The following is a 22,319-nucleotide window of genomic DNA, read 5'->3' as shown; positions in this document are numbered from 1 at the left end:
GAAATAATCATTACTAAAGATAAGATAATCGCTCCACCATCCGTAATCGCACTTGGTAAAATCCCTAACACACCATAAACGTCGTTAACTGTTGTTCACATTGATGAAGGTATCATAATAGGTCCAGTAGCTTGAGTGATATTTACCACTAATATAACCCACCATAAAATTCTTGAACGGCTATTTAAAGCGAATATACCTAACGCATTACCTATAATGTATAAACATCCAACAATTCTAAAACCAAATGTAAATCCTGATGCAGCACCAGCAGGGTCAGCTCCACCTGCCATTTGCATCATTGTTTCAATTAACGGCGGATTAATAATAACAAAATTATGGATAGCTGTACCAATGGTAAAAATAATGGAGCATAAAACAATAGTAATTTGTAACTTTCTAGTTGCGGTTGAATCTGTTAATTGATATTTTGCTTTTTTCATCTAATGTATCCCCTTTCTGATTCTCCAATATTTTGCACCACTTTCAAAATAGAAGTGATATTTTTATACTCACTAAAATAATCAGTATCTCTACTTCAAATAATTTATCATTTTCCTTATATAGAATCTTGAGCCTCTCGTTCAATTTTTATATAAGTCCTGAGACTTAATCTCTAACAGCAAATTAAACTAAAACTTCTTCCGTTCCATAATCCTGCTGTGTTAGTTTAAGAACATTTCTCCATTGAAATTGAACTACTTAAATAAAAAGGTTGGGACATAACTAAATAGAGACTCTGTAAAGACGAACACTTTCTAATTTAGCTAGTAAATAGTGGCTGCTTTCGCATACTTTTTACAAGAGGAAATATGATTAGTTGGGAAAACAGAGCAGCTGGAATACACGTAGACTCCTGTGAGATTAGCGAGACAGTCTGAGACCCCGGAGTGTGGAGGCTCATCAGCGCGAGCCCCACGGAAAGCGAAGTGCATTCCGGCTGCGGGGAACCGCACTAAACTTCATGGAAACCTCCTTTTAAAAACAAATAAAAAACCAAACAATTATACGGAACTTTCATCAGCACCTTCGTATAATTGTTCGGATTTATCCTTGGCTGGAATACGTATGTCCCAGCCTTTTTTTTGTATAAAAGAGCAGGTTAATAACCTTTTTGGTAGTCCACCAAATTAATCGGCAATGGTTCTTCTTTTAAATAGTGGTTTGCGTTAACCAGCAAAATATCTTCTATAACTCTACTATTATAATGTTCTGTAGAACCAGATGTATGTGGAGTTATAATAACGTTATCCAATTCCCATAATGGGCTTGATTGCTCTAATGGTTCTGTTTCAAATACATCTAATCCTGCTCCTAAAATCTCACCGCTTTTTAAGGCTGAGATTAAATCTTCCTCTTTCACTATTTCGCCACGCCCAATGTTGATAAAAAAGGCAGATTTTTTCATTTGGTTAAATTGCTCTTTTTGAAATAGATGGTACGTATCATCTGTTAAAGGAAGTGTGACCACTACATAATCACAGAGAGGAAGCACTTCATTCAATTGATCTGAAGTATATAATTCATCTACATAGTCGGTAGGCTTACGTGAATTTCTTACACCGATAATATGCATATCAAATGCTTTAGCAATTTTAGCTGTTTCAAGCCCAATTGCTCCTACGCCGATAATGCCAATTGTTTTTTTATGCGCTTCTAATTTAATATCTGTTCCGTCCCACTTTTTGACTAGTTGATTTCGAACATAGGCATGGATATTTCTTGTAAATCCTAGTAAGAGTGCAAAAATTGTTTCGGATATAGGATAGCTATGTACGCCATTTGCGCTTGTAATATAAATATTTTTTTTCTGCAATTGATTTAATGGGAGTGAATTTACACCTGCACTCCATGTTTGGATCCATTTCAGTTGGTCATTTTGTAATATGGTTTGTAAATTAAAGCTGCTTTTCCAGCCAACAATAATTTCGGAATCGATTAAATGGTTTTCCCAATCATCCGGTTTTAATGCATGAATGATTTGCCAGTCTGAAAATGCTGACTGAATTTTTTCCAAAAGGGAAGGATGAAGAGAATGGGTAATCAATATTTTTCTTTTATTCATTTAGGGGAACACTCCTTTATCGTAAAATTTTCTAATTTCTATTGTATCAAAATATGTGATAATTGTAATGATTTTGATTATTTTCATTAAAACACACATGAAAACTAAAGAGTTGGTTAGGAAATAGAAGTATTATCGGTAGTTATTAAAGAATGAACTTGCTATAATATTAATGCTATTATTTGGTACGAATTGCTATTAGTAAAATAATGATACATGTAGAAATGATGAATTATTGATAACAGGAGATGAAGTTTTGAATACAGAAGTAATTATTTTATTGACGAGTGATATTCATGGAAATATCTTCCCATTGAATTATGGAGATAATACGTCGTCTGCTGTAGGCTTAGGAAAAGTTGCTACTGTTATAGCAAATGAAAGAGCCAAAAATCCAAATACGATTGTAATAGACAATGGCGATCTAATACAAGGAACACCGTTAACTTATCATTATGTAAATTTTTTAGCAGACAAAAAAAATCCAATGATCACTATCTTAAATGAATTAAAATATGATGCGGCTGTTATTGGAAATCATGAATTTAATTATGGCTTACCTATTTTAAAAAGCGCAGTCGAAGAATCGAATTTCCCCTGGCTATGTGCCAATATTGTGGAAGAAAAAACGAAAAATCCATTTTTGGGAACTCCTTATATGATTAAAACGATAAATGACTTTAAGATTGCTATCCTAGGTATAACAACCCATTATATTCCGAATTGGGAAAATCCGCATAATATTAAAGGACTTCAATTTTATGATGCTTTTGATAGTGCGAAAGAATGGGTCAATCTCATTAAGGAGGAAGAGCAGCCAGATGTTCTTATCATCTCTTATCATGGTGGCTTTGAACGGAATCTTGAAACAGGTGAGCCGACAGAGGTATTGACTAGGGAGAATCTAGGATATACCATTTGTAAACAAATAGATGGAGTAGATGTCCTATTAACTGGTCATCAACATCGAGAATTAACTGGGAATATAAATGGTACAGAAATCATTCAACCAAGCAATAATGGTAAATTTGTGGGCAAAATTACATTGGTATTAGATGATAAAGGGGAAGTAATCGAGAAAAGCTCTGAATTATTATCCGTAGCAGAAGTAGAAGCAGACAAGAATATTCTTCTATTAGCAAAGGAATATGAAGAAAGTACCCAAGAATGGTTAGATACGCCAATTGGTCATATTGATGGGGATATGTTAGTAACAGATCCAATGACAATTCGCTTAGGAGACAATCCACTTATCGAATTTCTTAATAAAGTGCAAATGGATGTAGCGAAAGTGAAAATCAGCAATACTGCCCTTTTTAATAATGCCTCGCCAGGATTTAAACCAAATGTAACGATGAGAGATATTGTATCAAATTATATTTATCCTAATACATTTAAAGTACTTGCATTAACAGGAAAAGATATTCGTGACGCGTTAGAACAAAGCGCCAAATATTTTGCCTTAAATGATGAAGGCGAGCCGATAGTTAATCCTTCTTTTGTGTATCCAAAGCCTCAGCATTACAACTATGATATGTGGGAAGGGATTGAATATATACTTGATTTATCTAAACCAATAGGACAAAGAGTCATTCTATTAAATTTTGATGGCATGCCAATAAACGAAGAAGCGATTTATGAAGTTGTAATGAATAACTATCGAGCAGGAGGCGGTGGAAATTTTTTAATGTTTAAAAATAAACCTGTTGTTCGAGAGGTTCAATTTGATGCTTCTGAATTGATTGCTAATTATATTATGGAGAGAAGAATCGTTTCTGCTACTTGTAATCATAACTGGAAAGTTATTTGGTAAAGTAATAACGTTTCTATAGAATTATAATTGAAAAAATCAGTTATTATCTTTGACTAGAATGTGTATTGATAATAGCTGATTTTTTCTTTTCCTAAAGTTCATTGACAAGTTCTTATATTTCCTTTTTAATATTGTTAATATTAAAAAAATTAAATGGTGTTAGGGGATGGAGATCGTTGAGCAAACCGATAATAGGGATAACGGGTGCATACATTTTTAAAAATAAATTTATGGAAGGTACCTATGTTCATCATGACTATCAAAATACAATTGCGGCAAATGGTGGATTACCGATTATCCTTCCATTTGTGGAGGAGGCATTGTCTATCGAAATGGTGGATCTTTGTGATGCGGTTCTTTTAAGCGGTGGAGAAGATGTTGATCCCATCTTGTTCGGAGAAGATCCGCATCGAAACATTGGAGATACAATTCTTTTGCGAGATCAAGTAGAGTTACAAATAATTAAAAGAGCGATGGAAACGAATAAACCGATACTAGCAATTTGTAGAGGAATTCAAATTTTAAATGTTGCTTTAGGAGGAACACTTATTCAGGATATCCCCTCTCAATTACCTGATAGTATTAAACATACCCAGTCTGTGAGCAGAAGCTTGGATTCCCATTTTGTATCAATTAAAGAGAACAGTAAATTAGCAGCGATTATTGGAGAGGGAAAAACAAGAGTAAATAGTCTTCATCATCAAGCAATTGATAGTTTAGCTGAAGATTTAGAAGTCGTTGCAACTAGCAGTGATGGTATTATTGAAGCGGTAGAACATAAAAATTATCCTCATTTTTTATTGGGAATTCAATGGCATCCTGAATCTATGGCCTCTACTAATGAAAAAATGAATCGAATTTTTGCCGAATTTATAAAAAGTATAAAGTGAAACTTCCATCAGTGGGGGTTTTTTCCTTCCTCTCCCATTGATGGTTAGTTGAACCAATCGGACCTTTACGGACAGTTGACCTCCCACCTATCTTCCTCGTATACTCATAAGCTTGAGGGGGGAGTCTTACTGTCCGTTAAGAGTGGGATAAAATAGGAAAATCTAACAGGATACATTAATAAGGGCTTAATATAGAAGCTTTTTAACCATATAAGATAAAGAAATAAGTGAAAACAGAAAAAGATGAAAAAAAAGTTAGTATTAACTCCTAAAATCAGCTAAAATAATATGGTAAGACAATTTTTTAGGAGGTATAACAATGAGCGAAAAAACTTTTACTGTAATTGATGAAACTGGTATTCATGCTAGACCAGCAACATTATTAGTAAGCACTGCTAGCAAATTCAAATCTGATATGCAAATTTCTTTCAAAGGAAAATCAGTGAACTTAAAGTCTATTATGGGCGTAATGTCACTAGGTGTACCTAAAGGTGGAGAAATTACTATTTCTGCAACTGGTGAAGATGAAGTAGAAGCAGTTGACGGTGTAGAAGCTGTCCTTAAAAAAGAAGGATTAGTTGGTTAATCTTTGTTTATGACCCTCTTAAATGGGGGTCACTCTCATTAATATTTTTTTGCACTGTAATTAAAGCGGTTACATAAACAGAGATAATGATATTGTAAACAGGAAGTAAGCATTTATCCCACTCTTAACGGACAGTAAGACTCAAGTGTAAGCTTATGAGAATACGAGTAAAATGGGTGGGAGATCAACAGTGTTAGTTTCATTTTATAATTGTAGTTATTCTTATAAAGATTTGGCTTAAAGCAGAATGGAATCATTTAAGAAGAATATTCTTTGAATGATTCCATGAAGAAAAAAGTCAGATCTTTTTTATTTTGTCTGTTTTCTAAAGATCGTTGTTTTCGTAATAGGTAAAAACTTTTAGATAGAAATACTTCTAGCAACAAACTTTGCGAAAACAGCCTTTATTTTTTGCGGCAGTTGCTGTGTTATAGATGACTTTGTAGGTGAAATTAATAATGAATAGTAATACAAATAGGTCAGTCCAGTTATTCCCCCTGTACATATTGTAAGAATTTTTAGTAAAATATATAAAGAATAGGGGGGGGAGTGGCATGATCGTTCAAATAAAAGATGTTGGCTTAAAAAGAAATGGCCAATGGATTCTGCAAAATATTAATTGGGAGATTAATAAAGGAGAAAATTGGATTCTATATGGTCTTAACGGTGCGGGAAAAACAGCTTTATTAAATATGATTTGTGCCTATTATCATCCAACAGTCGGAAGAATGGAAGTGCTAGGAAAGGTGTTCGGTAAAGCGGAGTTAGGAGGAGCCTTGAGACGAAAAATTGGACTAGTATCAAATCGACTGCAGCAAAACTTATATGAATCAGACAGTGCATTTGAAATTGTGCTTAGTGGCGCCTATGCTTCGATTGGCTTATATGAGTCACCAACACTAGAAATTAGGAACAAAGCGATTGAAATAATGGAGAAGTTAGGTAGTTTATCTTACGCTGACAGACCATATAATAGCTTGTCTCAAGGTGAGCGGCAACGTATACTTATTGGAAGAGCCTTAATGGTAAATCCTGAGCTTATTATATTAGATGAGCCAGCAACTGGTTTAGATTTTTTAGCAAGAGAACAATTACTGGACACTATTTCCGAGTTAGTAAATGAAAATAGCAGCATCATTTACGTTACGCATCATGTAGAAGAAATATTACCAGTGTTTTCTCATACCTTTCTATTGAAAGAAGGAGAGGAATTTTCCTCAGGACACACAAAAGAAATGTTGACAAGTAAGAATATGAGCAGCTTTTTTTCATTACCAGTAGAAATTATTTGGAAGAATGAACGTCCACTATTGGCTAGAAGAAGCTCATTGATTGAGAACGGAGAACGAGACAAAGGAGCAGAATATTGACTTATAAAATTGTATTTATTGATATTGACGGAACATTAGTAAACGGAGAGAAAAACATTCCGAATGATGCAAAATTAGCTATTAAGGAATTAAAGAAGCGTCATATTCCGGTTGTATTAGCAACTGGTAGAGCGCCTTATTTCTTTTCAGATATTTTAGCAGATCTTGGTTTATCATCCTATATTTCTTTTAATGGATCATATGTTGTGCATGAGGCAGAAGAAGTTTATAGAAAACCGATCCCTGTTGAAACACTAAAAGCGTTAGAAGATATGGCATTAAAAAATAATCATCCACTAGTTTTCCAAGGGAGTAAGGAATGCTGCGCAAATCATGAAGAACATGCGCATGTTATTGAATCCTTTCAGTCCTTAAAATTAAATGCTCCATCTTATCGAAAAGATTTTTGGAAGGAAGCAGATATATATCAATGCTTGCTTTTTTGTGAAGGGAAAGAAGAGAAATTGTATGAAGAGTCATTTTCCAATATTCATTTTGTTCGTTGGCATCCTTTATCAACGGACGTTATTCCAACAGGTGGTTCAAAAGCAGCAGGGATAGCACAAATCTTAAATATCCTAAATATAGATCCAAAGGAAGCAGTGGCATTTGGAGATGGGTTAAATGATAAAGAAATGCTTTCTTATGTAGGGATGGGAATAGCTATGGGAAATGCTCATGAAAATATTAAACCATATGCTAAATTTGTCACAAAACATGTGGACGAAGGCGGAATTGCTTATGGATTAAAAAAAATAGGTCTCCTAGAGTAGAGGAAGTTTAGGAGAGTGCAGGATACATACAAATAAGAGACTGGGACATAAGTATTCCAGTTAAAGTTAAATCCTAACAATTATACGAAAACGCTAACGAAAAGTTCGTATAATTGTTAGGGTTTTTTCATTTTAAAAAAGGATGCTCTATGAAGTTTGTTGCTGTTGCCCGCAGCCGGAATACACTTCGCTTTCCGTGGGGCTCGCGCTGAGTCGCTTCGGCCTTTGGCCTGCAGGGTCTCAGACTGTCTCGCTAATCCCACAGGAGTCTACGTGTATTCCGGCTGCTCTGTTTTCCCAACTAATTATATTTTCTATTGTAAAAAAGTATGCGAAAGCAGCCGCTATTTACTAGCTAAATGAGAGATTGTTCGTCTTTACATAGTATCTATTTAGTTATGTCACAGCCTCTTTATTTAAACCAGTATGTACTGGTAGTATAAACCAACATATTAAAGTCACTTTACAACAAAGATTATTTTAATCCTTCCAATCTTCATATACGACAACTCCACCTGATAAATCAATTGTATTGCGTTCCCCTTTATACAGTAGTTTGCCGTCTTCTTCCACAATTAGATTTTCGTAGGTATACACTTTTTTACCGGTTGGCAAAGTTATAACTACTTTTTCCCCAAATTCTTCTTTTCCTGTTTTAGGCTCACTAGCAAAATATTTATCTGAGAAAATATAGCCTCCAAAAATGGTGCTAAGCAGTAGGATAGAACCTAAAAAATACATAACTTTTTTCCCAATACTATTTTTCTTTTCCACATATTTATCTGTACGTTTCGTATGCTCCTCCACAATATCACCTTTTCATTAAGATTTATTGCTCAAACGGTAACAATGGCATATACAAAAAATTAAGTTGATATATATGAAATTCCCCTTAAATTATGATATGAAACAAATTCTTAAAGATGACGAAATTTTATGAGAAAATTAATGGTGGATGTATTTGAAAACTTTGTATGTATTGCCTGTAGCCTAAACACACTCCAGCTTCCGTGAGACTTACCTGTCTCTTGAAAAACAACAATATTTTTAGAAACGGCATTTCTTTTTTGAATGAAACCAATTGGTGAAAACGTATTAGTAATTTTCCCAAAGACACTATGTGGTCTTTATTTCTCTATGTAAGTTCTTTACAATAGGAATATAAATTAGGTTTATCCCGCTTTTACTAATCATCATTGGAATAAGCAAAAAAACACTGATGGAAGTTTTCTTTATTTTTTCTAAAGATTCTTGAAACCTTTCTTATTTTAAGCCGTATGTATGGTAAGAAATAAAACGAAGGAGGATTGATTCAGTGAATACATAGCAAAATTAAATTTTTAGAAAGTGAATGATGTTTATGGAATTATTCGGCTTTGATCTTCCCTCCATTTATTTAACTGTTTTAATTGGTTCGGGAATATGTGTCATATTAACATTATTACTATCAGATTTATTTGGTGGAGATGTTGGTGTATTTAACCCAACCTTAATCCTTGCTTTTTTCACGATCTTATCAGCAAGTGGTTATATTATGGAGAAGTACTCTAATATCAATAGCATTATTATTCTTTCCATTTCAGCAGTAATCGCACTTATTATTTCAAGCTGTTTACACTTTTTTGTTTTTATCCCTCTTGCCAATGCAGAGGAATCATTAGTTTACAATGATGAATCATTAAAAGGAAGAATTGGCAAAGTCATAACTGCAATTCCGAAAGATGGCTTTGGGGAAATTTTGATTGAGAGCATCAGTGGGAATATACCAAAGACTGCAGCAAGTTTTTATAATGAAGAAATTAGATTTGGTGAAGAAACGGTTGTAGTAGAGATTAAAGAGAATGTTGCCTATGTTGTTCGTAAGGACGGTATATAGAAAAGCATACTAGAGGAGGAAAAATGGATGGCAATTGAGATTTATATTGTAATAGCAATCGTAGTATTTTTACTAATCGCACTTATTAGTATTTTTGTGGCAAAGTATAAGACAGCAGGACCGGACGAAGCGCTAATTGTAACAGGAAGTTATTTAGGTTCTAAAAATGTTCATGTCGATGAATCAGGAAATAAAATAAAAATTATTAGAGGGGGAGGGGCATTTATTCTCCCAGTTTTCCAGCAATCAGAACCTCTAAGTTTGTTATCTAGTAAATTAGATGTTTCTACACCGGAAGTATATACAGAACAAGGTGTTCCAGTAATGGCGGACGGTACAGCGATTATTAAAATTGGTGGTTCCATTGGGGAAATCGCTACTGCAGCTGAACAGTTTTTAGGAAAAACAAAACAAGATCGTGAAAACGAAGCAAGAGAAGTACTAGAAGGACATTTACGTTCCATTCTCGGTAGTATGACAGTAGAAGAAATTTATAAAAATAGAGATAAGTTTTCACAAGAAGTACAAAGAGTTGCTTCACACGATTTAGCGAAGATGGGTCTAATCATCGTTTCCTTTACGATTAAAGATGTAAGAGATAAAAATGGATATTTAGAATCACTTGGTAAGCCACGAATTGCTCAAGTAAAACGAGATGCAGACATTGCTACTGCTGAAGCAGATAAAGAAACAAGAATCAAAAAAGCCGAAGCGGATAAAGAAGCTAAAAAGGCCGAGTTAGAAAGAGCAACGGAAATTGCTGAAGCAGAAAAAGAAAATCAAATGAAAATTGCTGACTATAGAAGAGATCAAGATATTGCGAAAGCACGTGCTGACCAAGCGTACGATTTAGAAAGTGCTCGTTCTAAGCAGGAAGTTACAGAACAAGAAATGCAAATTAAGATTATTGAAAGACAGAAACAAATTGAATTAGAAGAAAAAGAAATTCTCAGAAGAGAGAAGCAGTATGATTCAGAGGTTAAAAAGAAAGCCGACGCCGATCGCTATGCGATGGAACAGGCTGCTGAAGCGAACAAACGCCGTGAAATTGCTGAAGCAGATGCGAACCAATACCGCATTGAGTCACAAGCGAAAGCGGAAGCAGAAAAAGTGCGTGTAGATGGTTTAGCGAAAGCGGAAGCAGAAAAAGCAAAAGGGGAAACAGAAGCAGAAATCATCCGCTTAAAAGGTTTGGCAGAAGCAGAAGCAAAACGCAAAATCGCAGAAGCATATGCACAATACGGCCAAGCGGCAATCTTGGATATGGTGCTTGAAATGTTACCTGAATATGCAAAACAAGTGGCTAGTCCATTAGCTAATATCGATAAGATTACTGTTGTTGATACAGGAAGTGATGGCAGTAATGGGGGAGCTAATAAAGTAACTGGCTATGCAACGAACTTAATGTCAACGATGCAAGAATCCTTAAAGGCTTCAGCAGGAATTGATGTTAAAGAATTACTTGAAAATTTATCAGGTAAAGGGAATATTCGTCAGAGTATTAATGAGTTGAATGATAATTTAAGTAATAAATCAGCTGAATAGTTCAAAACCCGGTAGCTAATAGCTATCGGGTTTTTTGGTTGTAAGAGTACTGAAGCAAAGTATTCGGATGATTAGTGTTAAAAAAGATCAATTTAATAGCAAGAAAATAGATTAACTAATTTCCTATTTTCAATTAATATGAAAGCGATAACATGAAGTTGAGGGAATTAATATCAAAAAAAGATTAAAGAGGAGATGAAAAAAATGTTTACAAAACTAGAGGTAATGGAACATGAAAAAGAAGCGCAACTAATTACATTTAATATTGATGATTCATTTTTATTAGCACAAAGAGTGATAGAACTTGCGGGAGAGGATGCAAGTAAGATTTGTATTTCAATATACAAAGGAAAAAGGGAATTATTTTTCTTAGCGGGGAAAAATACTTCTTATGAAAATGAATGTTGGATTCATCGAAAAAGGAATGTAGTATACCACCATGAAAAAAGCTCCATGTTAATTCGTTTGGAGTATAACGAAAATGAGGTAGAATACTATCAAACAAATGGCTTAAATCGAGAGGAATATGCTCTTGCTGGCGGTGGTTTTCCTGTTAAGGTGATGGGGAATGGCTATGAGGGTTGTTTAACTGTTTCCGGTTTAACAATGGAAGAGGATCATATGTTGTGTGTAAATGCAATAAAAATGTTACGCCAGGAACAGGAAGAGTTGGAGTTTGATTTGTATTCTAGTGAAAAATAAAGACTAGTTAATAGAATTTTTAAGGTAGATTACATAAAAATAGCTACTTCGGGAATTAGCTATTTTTATGTGACTGCCTTTTTTGGGCTGAAAGTCTGACTTCGATATAGAAGATGGGAAAGAATTTAAACTCTCTGCTACATTAGAAATCCTATTTTTCTTAAAAGAAATTCTCCCAAAACCAAAAATGAAATGCGCCACATGCAAGGTTTTGAGAGAATGGGAAGACCTTTGTATTTCTTTAAGCAACCAGCTTAGCGCTTATCTAGGCTGCTTCATCTTTCAGCGGTTGATGTAGTTCATCTGGTGTTTTTAAGAAGGCTGTTAAGATAACACTTAGTAAATATAATGCAGCCATTGTATACATAACAGCTCCAGTACCAAAGGCAACAAGTAAAGAAACTAGAGCAGGGCCAACAAAATTTCCTAATCCTGACCCAAAGTTAACAGCTGAGTTTGCTGCTCCCTTGTTATCTGGTGCCATTAGTGGAACAAGGGGCGACATGGGAACAAAACCTGCTAGTCCAGCACCCCAAAAACACATTGCTAAGAAGAATAACCAGTAATTATATCCAAATAATTGTGGGACGAGATAAACAGCGATGGTGGCGACGCCTGTTAAAGTTCCTCCAAAAAGTTGGATCGTTTTTCTGAAACCGATTTTGTCCCCTAAATAGCCAAAAATAACATTAAATATCTGATTAGATATAAAAGTTGCTCCCCAAATGGTTGACCATTCTGCCATACTATATCCTTTATTAATAAGAAACACTGGTAATACAACGACGAAGCCATAGGTGCCAAGGCCATTAATTGTCTTCACAATAACAGCGGTACCAATTCTAGGTCTTCTAAACATGATTAAAATTCCTTCTTTTATTTCTACCAATGGGGTTGTATTTCTTTCTTTAATGATAAACTTTTTCTTTGTGAGAAAAAGTGCTAATAAGCTGCCTACAATGGAAAGGACGATTCCTACCCATATGACAGCGGTTTCTCCAATGAACGGGATAAGCTGAACCGCAAAAACTGGGCCGATAATGGTAAAACCTAAATTATAGCATATCCAAAAATAGGAGGTTGCTCTGCCTTGGATGCTGACATCAACATCAATGGTTAGCCACACTAAAAAGGAATAGCAGAATAGCGGATATCCTAACCCTCTACCCATATACAATAATAAAATGGCTAAATAGTTTTCTGAAGGTAAGGCAAAAAGCATAAATGGAATAGAAAATGCTAAATAGGCAATTAAGCCAATAAGCATGATTTTTTTTGCTCCCCAAACTTCTACACAAATTCCAGATAACCATGAACCCAATGCTACCATAATACCGAAGGCAGAGAAAATGGTTGCTGCTTGCGATACAGAAAATCCTAGGTCTACAAGATAAGCTGAAAACCAACTATTTTCAATACAGCTGCCGAGCATAAAAAGAAATGTCCCAATATATCCCCAGGTAAATTCAGTTGGAACCCCAATCCGATACCAAAAATTTGAACTGTTTATGTTTTTCATTCCATTTTTCCTTTCTTTAAAACTTAATTGTTAAATGGCATATAGGAATATTACTGGCCTATATGCCATTTGCTTTACAGTTTCAACCCATTTCTTATCGATTTTAAAGTAACTTCATTTGACCATTCTGGTCTATCTGGGTACGCAAATACGGCATTTGTTACGATTCCATCAAATTTTATTTCCCTTAATTTGCGATAAAGTGCATCAAAATCTATTTCTCCTTCACCTGGATTTAAATGTTGGTGAATGGTGATATTAGCATTTGGTGGATTGACAATATAACGCAATCCAAAGGCTGCTTTATGGTTTAAGGTATCAGCAATTAATACATGTGCTAGTAGATCGCCAGCCTCATCTATATGTTTTGCTACATCTCCAATCCCATCATCATAAAAGAAAGCATGTGGAACAGAATATACTAGTTTAATCCATGGTTTATCGAGTGCACGAATCATTTGAATTGCTTCTATATTAAGTTCAATAAAATCATTAGGATGTGATTGTAAATTTAGGTTAATTCCTTCTTTTTCAAAAAGAGGAATTAGCTCTTCCATAGATTTAACGAAAGCTGCCTCACTCTCAGAAGGGCGACTTTTATCCCCACTGAACTCACTATTCATCAAGTCTACTCCTAATTCAGAAGTGATCTCAATACAGCGCTTCCAATTTTTAATGGCTGCAAGGCGTTCTTGTTCATTAGGAGATGACCATTGTTGTACTGGTAAGACGGAAGAAATTTTCACACCAGCATCTGTGCAATATCTTTTTAAATCTTTAATAAGCTGTTTATCAACTTTAGGATACTCATAAAACCAAATGAAGTCTTTACGTGGTGATAGCTCAACATATTCATATCCTAGTCTGGCAACTGTATCAATCGTATTTTTTAAATTTGTGTTATCTCTGTAATGAGAAGGGTCATAAACTAAACGCATTATTGTTTATTCTTCCTTTCTTTAATAAAAGTCTGGTTTATCTACTAAGACAACTTCTTCAATTGCACTTGTTTTTTGAGAATTTACACAAGCATCGGCAGTTATCGCTGCAATATAACCATCCCATGCAGAAGGGCCAGTCAAAGTGTTTTCTCCTACAATTCGATCGATAAAATGCTGAATTTCCACATCATAGGCTTCAATAAAACGCTCTTTCCAATCCATTAATATGGTTGTTTTTTGCTCTCCATTTAGTCGTAAATTAATGCTAGTTGGTTCTGGTAAGGAGGCGATCCCTTTTTCGCCAACTACTTCACATTGAATATCGTAGCCGTATTGACAGCTAACAAAAATTTCTACAATAATACAAATACCTGATTTTGTTCTAAGAATAACAACTTGAGGATCTTGCATTTGCTGTTTTTCTGCAATAGTTGAATTTTTGGGATAAATCACTTGTACCGATTGATAGTCATCGTCAATAAGCCAATGTAAAACATCTATTTCATGAATTAAAGTCTCGGTAATGAGCATTTCAGTAGTATAATTTAATGAGACAACTGGATTATAATGACGACAATGAAGAATAAGTGGATTGCCAATAACTCCTTCTTCGATTGCTTGTTTAAGCTCCTGATATCCTTTGTCATATCGTCTCATAAATCCAACTTGCAATAATCGTTTATTGTATTTCTTTTCAGCTTCCATAATTTTTAAACAGTCCTCTGCGGTTGTGGCTAGTGGTTTTTCACAAAAAACATATTTACCTGCATTAAGGGCATGTAACGCAATTTCTGCATGGGCCACACTTGATGCTGTTATCATAACAGCATCAACATCTGGGAGCATTTCAATATCATTACGGTATATTTTTACATTGCTTAATCCAAGCTCGTCTAGTACTTGCGCAGCTCTGCCCTCAACGATATCCGTAACACCGATTAATTCTACATTATTAAGTGTAAAGGCCAAGCGTTTAATATGATCTTTTCCGATTGCTCCAGTTCCTACAACACCAAGTTTTAAGCTCATCTGAACTCCTCCTATTATTAAAATATAAAACATATTAAACTCATATATTTACTTGGTTATTAATTTGTTCAAATATTCACAAACGATAGTATACCTTATAGCTATTTAAGGTTTTACAGGAATTTTATTTACTTTTACTGGTTGCCCTAGTTCAAGTGATTTTTGAGCAGCGATTGCAACTTGTTGTGCGATAAAAACATCCTCCCCAGTACACACAATTGGAGCATTGTTCAATATGGAATCAGCAAAAAATTTAACTTCATTAATATAGGCTTCTTTATATCTTTCGGTGAAAATAGGAAGGGGCTTTTTAGTTTCCACCTGATCTTTATTATAATAAGTGACAGATGAAGCGTTTACATTATCTGCAATAAGCATCCCTTCTGAGCCAAATACTTCTACTCTTTGATCATAGCCGTAAACAGCACGTCTACTATTGTCAATCATTCCAAATGCACCATTTTCAAACTCTAAGATGATAGATAAAGTGTCGATATCTCCAATTTCTTTTAATTTTGGATCGATGAGTGTATTTCCCTTAACGTATATTTCCGTAATATCCGATCCTATCATATAGCGTGCCATATCAAAATCATGCATAGTAAAATCAAAGATTAAACCACCAATTCTTTGAATTAAATCATAAGGTAGTAAATCGGGATCTCTAGAGGTGATTTTCACCATTTGAGGTTCTCCAATTTTGTTATCACGAACCATATTATATATATTTCTGAATTGTGGATCAAATCGGCGATTAAATGCCATTTGTAATTTAACGTTATTTTCCTTAACTGCACGTAATACTTTCAAGCTGGATTCTTCATCTAAGCTCATACTTAAAGGCTTTTCGCAGAAAATATGTTTTCCTTTTTTCGCAGCAGCAGTGACAATTTCCTCATGAGTATCTGTAGAAGTAAAGATGAATACTGCTTCAATTTCGGGAATATCTAAGAGTTCAGCATAATCTGTTGTACGTTTTTCAATACCAATTTCATCGAGCCAATCACTTATTGAATCAATAAAGTAATCTGAAACAGCAACTATGTTAATGTCCTGCATTGTGAGTATATTTTCCACATGCATCTTGCCAACTCTGCCTAAACCAATAACTCCGCAATTTAATTGTTTTTGCTTACTCAATTTTTAAAACACCCCTTACAGTTATTTTTGCATACATAAAGAAAATTGTTCAAACAATCACAAAGATTTGCTCAGAAATTCACAATTAAAAGAGCAACTCTTTATAATTCATATTCTATATTTTATTCAAGAATATTCACTACAAAATTTTGCTGAGAAATAGTAAATTGCTGCTAATACAAAATTATAAATGTAATTTTCTAAACTTTCCAGGTGTTAAACCTTCAGTTGATTTTGAAAATGCCTTGATAAAGTGGGCAATGCTATAAAATCCACATTCAATACTGATTTGTTCAATCGAAAGATTGGTCTCTATTAATAAATTTTTTGCTTGAATGAGGCGATAGTTTAACAAATATTGATGAGGACTTTTGCCAATATATTTTTTAAATGTACGGCTAAAATGATAAGTGCTTAAGTTAGAAATATTACTTAATTCCTCTACACTTAATTTGGATGCATAGTTTTCATGAATATAAGTTAAAGCAGTTTGTATTTCTTGCGGTTTTTTTAGGAGATTTGCATCTCTATGTTCGAAACCTGTACGAGAGCTTTCTAATAAATTTCCAAGTAATTTATAAATTTGTAAAGATATATTAAAATCATTCTCGTGATTTGCTTCAATAAGTGATAAAATTTTCGGAACATTATTTTTTTCAAAAGGTAGTGTAAACACACAGCCATTACTATTATAAAGTTCATTGTAAAATTCTTGCATCTGTTTTCCAGAGAAATGAAAGAACTGGAAATTTGTTTCCCCTTTAACATAATAGTGGTGTTTTTCTTTGCAATCTAATACAACAATCTCATTTTCGGAAGCACTAAAAGACTGGTCCATATAATGAAAATGAATTGTTCCTGATTGAATCCAAAAAGCGATAAAAGAGTTCATATAATCTCGTTCGATACTGTATGGAACATCGACCGTATATTCTCCGCCCCAAAGGACATAATAGTAGATTTTTTTCGCAATATCAGATGATTCATAGAAATGAAGACTTTTTTTTGCCTTTAATCCAGGTTCTACTTTCGGAATATAATAGTTCATTTTTAACCACCTCACAATTTTTTATGTTAATTTCTATCTTTTAATTGTAGTATATAAAAGGATTTTTTTAAAGTGAAAATGACATGATATACCCAAAAGTTACTCTATATGTACAAATGATGTGCAAAAAATGTACAAGTAATTTCATGGAATATCGGAAAAAAAAACAAAAATCATATAATAAATGGCTATATAAGCATTATTATGCAATTTTTTGGCAGGATTTTATAGAGCATATTAAAAAAAAATAATATAAACTGAAAACGCATACAAAAGAAGTTGTTTATTTGATAGAAATGAAACGAAGCTAGAATAGGAGGAAAGATTAATTATGGCAAGAAAATTAGAAGGTATTCGTTTGGGTATAGCACCTATTGGATGGAGGAATGATGATATCCCTGAAATCGGAAAAGAAAATACGTATCAACAAATTTTAAGTGATGCTGCATTGGCAAGATTTGAAGGAACAGAAGTAGGAGGTTGCTATCCAACAGATCCATTAATTTTGAATAAAGAATTGAAATTAAGAAATTTAAGATTAATTGGCCAGTGGTTTAGTGGATATATTATTCGTGATGGAATAGAACAGGCAAAAGAAGATTTTGAAAAGCATTGTGCATATTTGAAAGCGGTTCATGCAGATGTTGCTGTATATTCTGAACAAACTTATAGCATTCAGGGAACGGAAAAATGTGTCTATACGGAAAAACCAAATTTTTCAGATGAGGAATGGAGATTATTAGGGGAAGGTTTAAATACTTTAGGTGATGTTGCAAACAGTTATGGGATTAAGCTTGTTTTCCATCATCATATGGGAACTGTTGTGCAAACAAAGCAAGAGGTTGATCGTTTAATGAGTATTACAGATCCAGCGAAGGTTCATTTATTATATGATACAGGGCATATTTATGTATCAGATAATGATTATATGTCTCTGCTGACAGCACATATAGATCGAATCGCTCATGTTCATTTTAAAGATGTACGTGCAGATAAATTAGCAGAAGCTAAAGCAACAAATAAATCATTTTTAGATTCATTCTTACACGGAGTATTTACGGTTCCAGGAGATGGAGTCATTAATTATAAAGAAATATATGATTATTTAATAGAAAATAACTATAAAGGATGGATTGTAATTGAAGCAGAGCAAGATCCAGCAATTGCTAATCCATTAGAATATGCCTTGATGGGAAGACAACATCTTGATTTGTTAATAGGGTAATAGCAAATAAAAATACGATTCATTTTAATAGAAAAGCTATAGGAACATTAACTAGAATAAAGATTTAATGTTCCTATATATAGCAGACGGCAGATTTTATTAGAAGGGACAGAAGAAAGTGAATGAAAATACAGGAGATAGGACTAAATCATACACATATGTAATTTATTTTTTCGGGGCCTTAGGTGGAATGCTTTTTGGATATGATACTGGTGTAATATCAGGAGCTTTATTATTTATTAAAAAAGATTTAGGGTTAACACCAACTCTTGAAGGGTTAGTTGTAAGTGGAGTAATGTTCGGAGCCATAGTTGGAGCCCTTATTTTTGGGCATTTATCGGATAGATTTGGTCGAAAAAAAATAATTATTGCACTCGGGGTTCTTTTTACAATTGGTGGATTAGGTACTGCATTTCCTCCAAATGTGATAGCAATGATTTTTTATCGAGTGTTACTTGGAATAGCGGTTGGAGGTGCATCAGGAATTGTTCCTATGTATTTAGCAGAGCTTTCACCAGCGAAAAACCGTGGAGCTGTTACGGCGATTAATAGTATTATGATTGCAACAGGAATGCTTATGGCATATGTTGTAAATCATTTACTAACCCCGTCAGGGAATTGGCATATAATGTTAGGTTTTGCTGTTGTCCCATCGATTTTATTAGTAATAGGAATGCTCTTTATGCCTGAAAGTCCAAAATGGTTGGCTCAGCATGATCGAATTACAGAAGCAGAGAAAGTTTTAAATCTGACTCATACAACGAAATCGGAGGTAGACCATGAAATTTTTGTTATGAAATCCTTAGCCAAAAAGCAAGAAAAAGGGAGAATAAAGGATATTTTTGAAAAATGGTGCCGTCCAATTATTGTTGTAGGAATTACAATAGCCATTCTTCAACAGTTGACTGGAACCAATACCATCTTTTATTATGCACCAACTATTCTTTCAAACTCAGGATTAGGAGATTCTAGTGCTATCGCAAGTACGATTGGTATCGGTGTCGTTAACTTAATAATGACAATCGTCGGTGTATTTCTTGTTGATAGATGGGGTCGTAAAAAGATGCTGCTATTAGGAAGTATTGGAATGACGATTAGTTTGTTAGCTTTAAGTATTGCCGAAATCAATAGTAACAATGGGGCAATTATTATGATTCTCTCTATGTGCTTCTTTATGGTTTCATACAGTACCACCTGGGGAATGGTAGCATGGGTAGTTTTAGCAGAAATTTTCCCTATGAAAATACGTGGAGTAGCTATGGGAGTTTGTACATTTTGTTTATGGACAACGAATGGAATCATTTCACTAGCATTTCCAATTAGTGTCGATCGTATTGGCGTTGGACCAATCTTTATGGTTTTCGCACTGGTTTGTTTAGGAAGCTATTTCTTTGTTAAAAAATATTTACCCGAAACAAAAGGAAAAACATTAGAAGAAATTGAATTAGATTTTCGTTTTAAAGAAAATTTTGAGCAAAGAGAAAGTTATTTAAAAAAAATCACTAGTGTTGCATTAATTTATTTTCATTATTAAAAATACTCAAAATGTTCAATTTTATTATTTTGTGCAAAGAAAAAGTCCTTTATAATGGATAAGTCAGGTGGTAACCCGTCCAAATCCACTAAAAAAGGACCAACACATGGACAAGATTACACGAAAAACTTCATTTGGACAATGGTTTTCACCAATAAATCTTCAACTTTTTGAAGAAACCGTGAAAACGTTGAAATTAGATTACTATACGAAAAAACTAAAAACAGACTCATTTCTAAAATTACTCCTTTTTGCACAGCTACAAGAAGTCGAAAGTTTGCATGAGCTAAGCGATTGTCTTTTCGACGACCAACTACAAAAAGGCATTGATCTTGATTCAATCAGTATTTCTCAGCTCTCACGCCGATTAAACGGTATAAATCCAGATTTATTTCAAAGGCTTTTCCTTGATTTAGTCGCACAAATTCATGCAAAAACACATTATACAAAGCTTATTATGCCGTTAAAAATCATTGATTCAAGCACATTGCCACTTAATTTGACCAATCATAAATGGGCAAAGTTCCGCAAAACAAAAGCGGGTGTCAAGTTGCATTTGAGACTTGTGTTTATGGAAAAAGGGAGTTCCTATCCTGAAAAGGCTGTTTTAACAACGGCAAAAGAACATGATCGTGGTCAGCTTGAAATCATGGTTGATGATAAAGAATGCATGTATGTGTTTGACCGTGGCTACCTAGATTACGAGCGCTTTGACCGAATGACAGATGATGGTTACTTTTTTCTTTCAAGGCTACGGAAAAACGCAGTCATACGGGAAGTTTATAATTTTAAACTACCCGAGAATTCAGCTGTTTTGTCAGATCAAATGGTGTTGATTGGTACGACTCAAAACCGTGCTGAAAATTACTTTCGTCTTCTAAAAGTGATGGATTCAAAAGGAAATGAACTGCATTTAATTACCAATCGTTTTGATTTGAGTGCCGAAGAAATTTCAGAGATGTACAAATCACGGTGGGCAATTGAGTTGTTCTTTAAATGGATCAAACAGCATCTCAGCATCAAAAAGTTCTACGGTCAAAGTGAATGGGCGATTCAAAACCAAGTGTTTATCGCACTGATTGTTTTTTGCCTACATGTTCTCGTACAACTTGAAACAAGAAGTAAGCGAAAAACCTTACAAATTAGCCGTTATTTAAGGGCTGCATTGTGGAAACCAGCCCATATCTGGCTTCGAAAGATTGAAGGGAAAGCCATCCCTTAATAAGCAAATTGTTGTTGTCGCACAAGTCTAATTGTAAAAAAAACCCAAATGGATGGAGCCACCTTTGAATAGGTATTTACCTTTTTGGCTCTAAACAAGGAGGATAATCAGACTGAAAATTGCGACAATATTTATGCAACACTAGTGAAAAAAAATATAAAAAAATACAGGAGGAATGAACAATGAAATTGGCATTTAATGAAGGTACTACATGGGAAAGCGCATCACTTCAACAAAATCTAGAGTATTGTGAAAAACATGGTTATGATTATATTGAAATACGCTCAATTGATCAGTTGATTGATTACTTAGAAGATCACACATTAGATGATTTAAAAGAATATTTTGATACTCATCATATTAAACCACTTTCCTTGAATGCACTTTGTTTTTTTAATAACCGAAAGAAAGAAGATGAATTAAAGATTATTGAAGAGTTCAAAGAGTATTTAGAAATCTGCAAGAAAATTGATTGTGAATATATATGTGTTGTTCCTTCAAATATTGATGTAACAGAAAAAGGAAAAACTTTAGTTGAAGAGGTTAATGCAAGCTGTATAAAGGTTTTAACCAAATTGTCAGATTTAGCAGAACCATATGGAGTGAAAATTGCAATTGAGTTTATTGGAATTCCTGAAAATACTGTAAATACATTTGCTCAAGCCTATCAAATCGTAAAAGAAATTAATAGGGAAAATGTTGGACTTGTTTATGATACATTCCAATTTACTGGTATGGGATCAAGGCTTGAAGATGTAACAGAAGAAACAGCAGATAAATTATTTATTTTCCATATTAATGATGTTGATGGCTATCCTGTAGGTCAAATGCATGATACAAACAGAGTATGGCCAGGTCATGGTGTAATTGATTTAGACGCTCATTTAAAGAAATTGAAAGAGTTAAATTATAATTTTGTTGCTTCTGTTGAGCTATTTAGACCAGAATATTATCAAATGGATCCAGAAGAGGTTATTAAAAAAGCAAAGGAAACTACTTTAGAAGTATTAAGAAAACATTATTCTATTTAAATATAAATTT

Annotated in this window: 20 protein-coding genes; 12 read left to right on the top strand and 8 right to left on the bottom strand. The window is 34.0% G+C overall.

Features of this window, described 5'->3' with window-relative positions; genetic code table 11:
• Positions 1-95 precede the first annotated feature (95 nt).
• Together NST60_RS02830 and NST60_RS02825 are read right to left on the bottom strand one after the other, a co-directional pair.
• Positions 96-443 (bottom strand): hypothetical protein, encoded by a 348-nt coding sequence (locus NST60_RS02830; protein ID WP_254414916.1) that lies wholly within the window; start codon positions 441-443, stop codon positions 96-98.
• A gap of 659 nt (positions 444-1,102) precedes the next feature.
• Positions 1,103-2,065 carry a D-2-hydroxyacid dehydrogenase gene (locus NST60_RS02825; protein ID WP_169188305.1) on the bottom strand — a complete coding sequence of 321 codons (963 nt, stop codon included), beginning with the start codon at positions 2,063-2,065 and terminating at the stop codon, positions 1,103-1,105.
• 256 nt (positions 2,066-2,321) lie between these two features.
• Here NST60_RS02825 and NST60_RS02820 point away from each other — a divergent pair, with 256 nt between their 5' ends.
• From NST60_RS02820 to NST60_RS02800, 5 genes are all read left to right on the top strand, one after another.
• Positions 2,322-3,878 carry a bifunctional metallophosphatase/5'-nucleotidase gene (locus NST60_RS02820; protein WP_016200883.1) on the top strand — a complete coding sequence of 519 codons (1,557 nt, stop codon included), beginning with the start codon at positions 2,322-2,324 and terminating at the stop codon, positions 3,876-3,878.
• A gap of 176 nt (positions 3,879-4,054) precedes the next feature.
• Positions 4,055-4,768 (top strand): gamma-glutamyl-gamma-aminobutyrate hydrolase family protein, encoded by a 714-nt coding sequence (locus NST60_RS02815; protein ID WP_169188306.1) that lies wholly within the window; start codon positions 4,055-4,057, stop codon positions 4,766-4,768.
• A gap of 319 nt (positions 4,769-5,087) precedes the next feature.
• Positions 5,088-5,354, top strand: a complete 267-nt coding sequence (locus NST60_RS02810; RefSeq protein ID WP_016200885.1) for a phosphocarrier protein HPr — start codon at positions 5,088-5,090, stop codon at positions 5,352-5,354.
• A 554-nt stretch (positions 5,355-5,908) separates the two neighbouring features.
• Positions 5,909-6,724 carry an ABC transporter ATP-binding protein gene (locus tag NST60_RS02805; protein ID WP_212118710.1) on the top strand — a complete coding sequence of 272 codons (816 nt, stop codon included), beginning with the start codon at positions 5,909-5,911 and terminating at the stop codon, positions 6,722-6,724.
• Positions 6,721-7,497: a Cof-type HAD-IIB family hydrolase gene (locus NST60_RS02800; RefSeq protein WP_169188307.1), complete on the top strand. Its 777-nt coding sequence runs from the start codon at positions 6,721-6,723 to the stop codon at positions 7,495-7,497. The genes NST60_RS02805 and NST60_RS02800 overlap by 4 nt, the downstream gene beginning before the upstream one ends.
• A 480-nt stretch (positions 7,498-7,977) precedes the next feature.
• Here NST60_RS02800 and NST60_RS02795 read toward each other — a convergent pair whose 3' ends face one another.
• Positions 7,978-8,304 carry a hypothetical protein gene (locus tag NST60_RS02795; RefSeq protein WP_016200887.1) on the bottom strand — a complete coding sequence of 109 codons (327 nt, stop codon included), beginning with the start codon at positions 8,302-8,304 and terminating at the stop codon, positions 7,978-7,980.
• Positions 8,305-8,857: 553 nt separating this feature from the next.
• Between NST60_RS02795 and NST60_RS02790 the strand changes: the two genes are divergently transcribed.
• The 3 genes from NST60_RS02790 (at position 8,858) to NST60_RS02780 (ending at position 11,620) form a co-directional block, all read left to right on the top strand.
• On the top strand, positions 8,858-9,373 hold the full coding sequence (locus tag NST60_RS02790; RefSeq protein ID WP_016200888.1) for a hypothetical protein: 516 nt from the start codon (positions 8,858-8,860) through the stop codon (positions 9,371-9,373).
• Positions 9,374-9,400: 27 nt separating this feature from the next.
• Positions 9,401-10,918: a flotillin family protein gene (locus NST60_RS02785; protein WP_016200889.1), complete on the top strand. Its 1,518-nt coding sequence runs from the start codon at positions 9,401-9,403 to the stop codon at positions 10,916-10,918.
• Positions 10,919-11,122: 204 nt separating this feature from the next.
• Positions 11,123-11,620, top strand: coding sequence for a heme-binding protein (locus NST60_RS02780; RefSeq protein ID WP_341098112.1), 498 nt, complete (start codon positions 11,123-11,125; stop codon positions 11,618-11,620).
• A 265-nt stretch (positions 11,621-11,885) separates the two neighbouring features.
• On the opposite strand, the gene NST60_RS02775 is transcribed toward NST60_RS02780, so the two are convergent.
• From NST60_RS02775 to NST60_RS02755, 5 genes are all read right to left on the bottom strand, one after another.
• Positions 11,886-13,139: an MFS transporter gene (locus tag NST60_RS02775; protein WP_341098111.1), complete on the bottom strand. Its 1,254-nt coding sequence runs from the start codon at positions 13,137-13,139 to the stop codon at positions 11,886-11,888.
• A gap of 74 nt (positions 13,140-13,213) precedes the next feature.
• On the bottom strand, positions 13,214-14,077 hold the full coding sequence (locus tag NST60_RS02770; protein ID WP_328019497.1) for a sugar phosphate isomerase/epimerase family protein: 864 nt from the start codon (positions 14,075-14,077) through the stop codon (positions 13,214-13,216).
• Positions 14,078-14,098: 21 nt separating this feature from the next.
• Complete coding sequence (locus NST60_RS02765) at positions 14,099-15,109, bottom strand: Gfo/Idh/MocA family protein (protein ID WP_328019496.1); 1,011 nt, start codon at positions 15,107-15,109, stop codon at positions 14,099-14,101.
• 105 nt (positions 15,110-15,214) lie between these two features.
• Positions 15,215-16,249: an inositol 2-dehydrogenase gene (gene iolG / locus NST60_RS02760; RefSeq protein WP_328019495.1), complete on the bottom strand. Its 1,035-nt coding sequence runs from the start codon at positions 16,247-16,249 to the stop codon at positions 15,215-15,217.
• 184 nt (positions 16,250-16,433) lie between these two features.
• Positions 16,434-17,297: a helix-turn-helix domain-containing protein gene (locus tag NST60_RS02755; protein WP_341098108.1), complete on the bottom strand. Its 864-nt coding sequence runs from the start codon at positions 17,295-17,297 to the stop codon at positions 16,434-16,436.
• 331 nt (positions 17,298-17,628) lie between these two features.
• Here NST60_RS02755 and iolE point away from each other — a divergent pair, with 331 nt between their 5' ends.
• The 4 genes from iolE to NST60_RS02735 all read left to right on the top strand — a co-directional run bounded on the left by iolE (position 17,629) and on the right by NST60_RS02735 (position 22,309).
• Positions 17,629-18,522 (top strand): myo-inosose-2 dehydratase, encoded by an 894-nt coding sequence (gene iolE / locus NST60_RS02750; protein ID WP_328019493.1) that lies wholly within the window; start codon positions 17,629-17,631, stop codon positions 18,520-18,522.
• A 118-nt stretch (positions 18,523-18,640) separates the two neighbouring features.
• On the top strand, positions 18,641-20,056 hold the full coding sequence (locus NST60_RS02745; protein ID WP_341098107.1) for a sugar porter family MFS transporter: 1,416 nt from the start codon (positions 18,641-18,643) through the stop codon (positions 20,054-20,056).
• Between the two features lie 106 nt (positions 20,057-20,162).
• A complete protein-coding gene (locus NST60_RS02740; protein WP_016201461.1) occupies positions 20,163-21,278 on the top strand; it encodes an IS4 family transposase in 1,116 nt (371 codons plus the stop codon).
• Between the two features lie 182 nt (positions 21,279-21,460).
• Positions 21,461-22,309, top strand: a complete 849-nt coding sequence (locus tag NST60_RS02735) for a sugar phosphate isomerase/epimerase family protein (protein ID WP_328019491.1) — start codon at positions 21,461-21,463, stop codon at positions 22,307-22,309.
• The last annotated feature ends 10 nt before the right edge of the window (positions 22,310-22,319 follow it).

It is taken from the genome of Niallia sp. FSL W8-1348 (genome assembly GCF_038006745.1).
Lineage (GTDB): Bacteria > Bacillota > Bacilli > Bacillales > Cytobacillaceae > Niallia > Niallia alba.
The sequence above is the reverse complement of the archived record's forward strand: the minus strand, read 5'-3'. Positions and strand labels throughout refer to the sequence as shown.

Excerpts from the sequence above, each read along its gene's own strand:
- NST60_RS02825 (WP_169188305.1), bottom strand. The coding sequence starts at position 2,065 with ATGAATAAAAGAAAAATATTGATTACCCATTCTCTTCATCCTTCCCTT.
- NST60_RS02790 (WP_016200888.1), top strand. The coding sequence starts at position 8,858 with ATGGAATTATTCGGCTTTGATCTTCCCTCCATTTATTTAACTGTTTTA.
- NST60_RS02770 (WP_328019497.1), bottom strand. The coding sequence starts at position 14,077 with ATGCGTTTAGTTTATGACCCTTCTCATTACAGAGATAACACAAATTTA.
- NST60_RS02755 (WP_341098108.1), bottom strand. The coding sequence starts at position 17,297 with ATGAACTATTATATTCCGAAAGTAGAACCTGGATTAAAGGCAAAAAAA.
- NST60_RS02735 (WP_328019491.1), top strand. The coding sequence starts at position 21,461 with ATGAAATTGGCATTTAATGAAGGTACTACATGGGAAAGCGCATCACTT.
- NST60_RS02780 (WP_341098112.1), top strand. The coding sequence starts at position 11,123 with ATGTTTACAAAACTAGAGGTAATGGAACATGAAAAAGAAGCGCAACTA.
- iolE (WP_328019493.1), top strand. The coding sequence starts at position 17,629 with ATGGCAAGAAAATTAGAAGGTATTCGTTTGGGTATAGCACCTATTGGA.
- NST60_RS02765 (WP_328019496.1), bottom strand. The coding sequence starts at position 15,109 with ATGAGCTTAAAACTTGGTGTTGTAGGAACTGGAGCAATCGGAAAAGAT.
- NST60_RS02810 (WP_016200885.1), top strand. The coding sequence starts at position 5,088 with ATGAGCGAAAAAACTTTTACTGTAATTGATGAAACTGGTATTCATGCT.
- NST60_RS02830 (WP_254414916.1), bottom strand. The coding sequence starts at position 443 with ATGAAAAAAGCAAAATATCAATTAACAGATTCAACCGCAACTAGAAAG.
- NST60_RS02775 (WP_341098111.1), bottom strand. The coding sequence starts at position 13,139 with ATGAAAAACATAAACAGTTCAAATTTTTGGTATCGGATTGGGGTTCCA.
- NST60_RS02785 (WP_016200889.1), top strand. The coding sequence starts at position 9,401 with ATGGCAATTGAGATTTATATTGTAATAGCAATCGTAGTATTTTTACTA.
- NST60_RS02740 (WP_016201461.1), top strand. The coding sequence starts at position 20,163 with ATGGACAAGATTACACGAAAAACTTCATTTGGACAATGGTTTTCACCA.
- NST60_RS02805 (WP_212118710.1), top strand. The coding sequence starts at position 5,909 with ATGATCGTTCAAATAAAAGATGTTGGCTTAAAAAGAAATGGCCAATGG.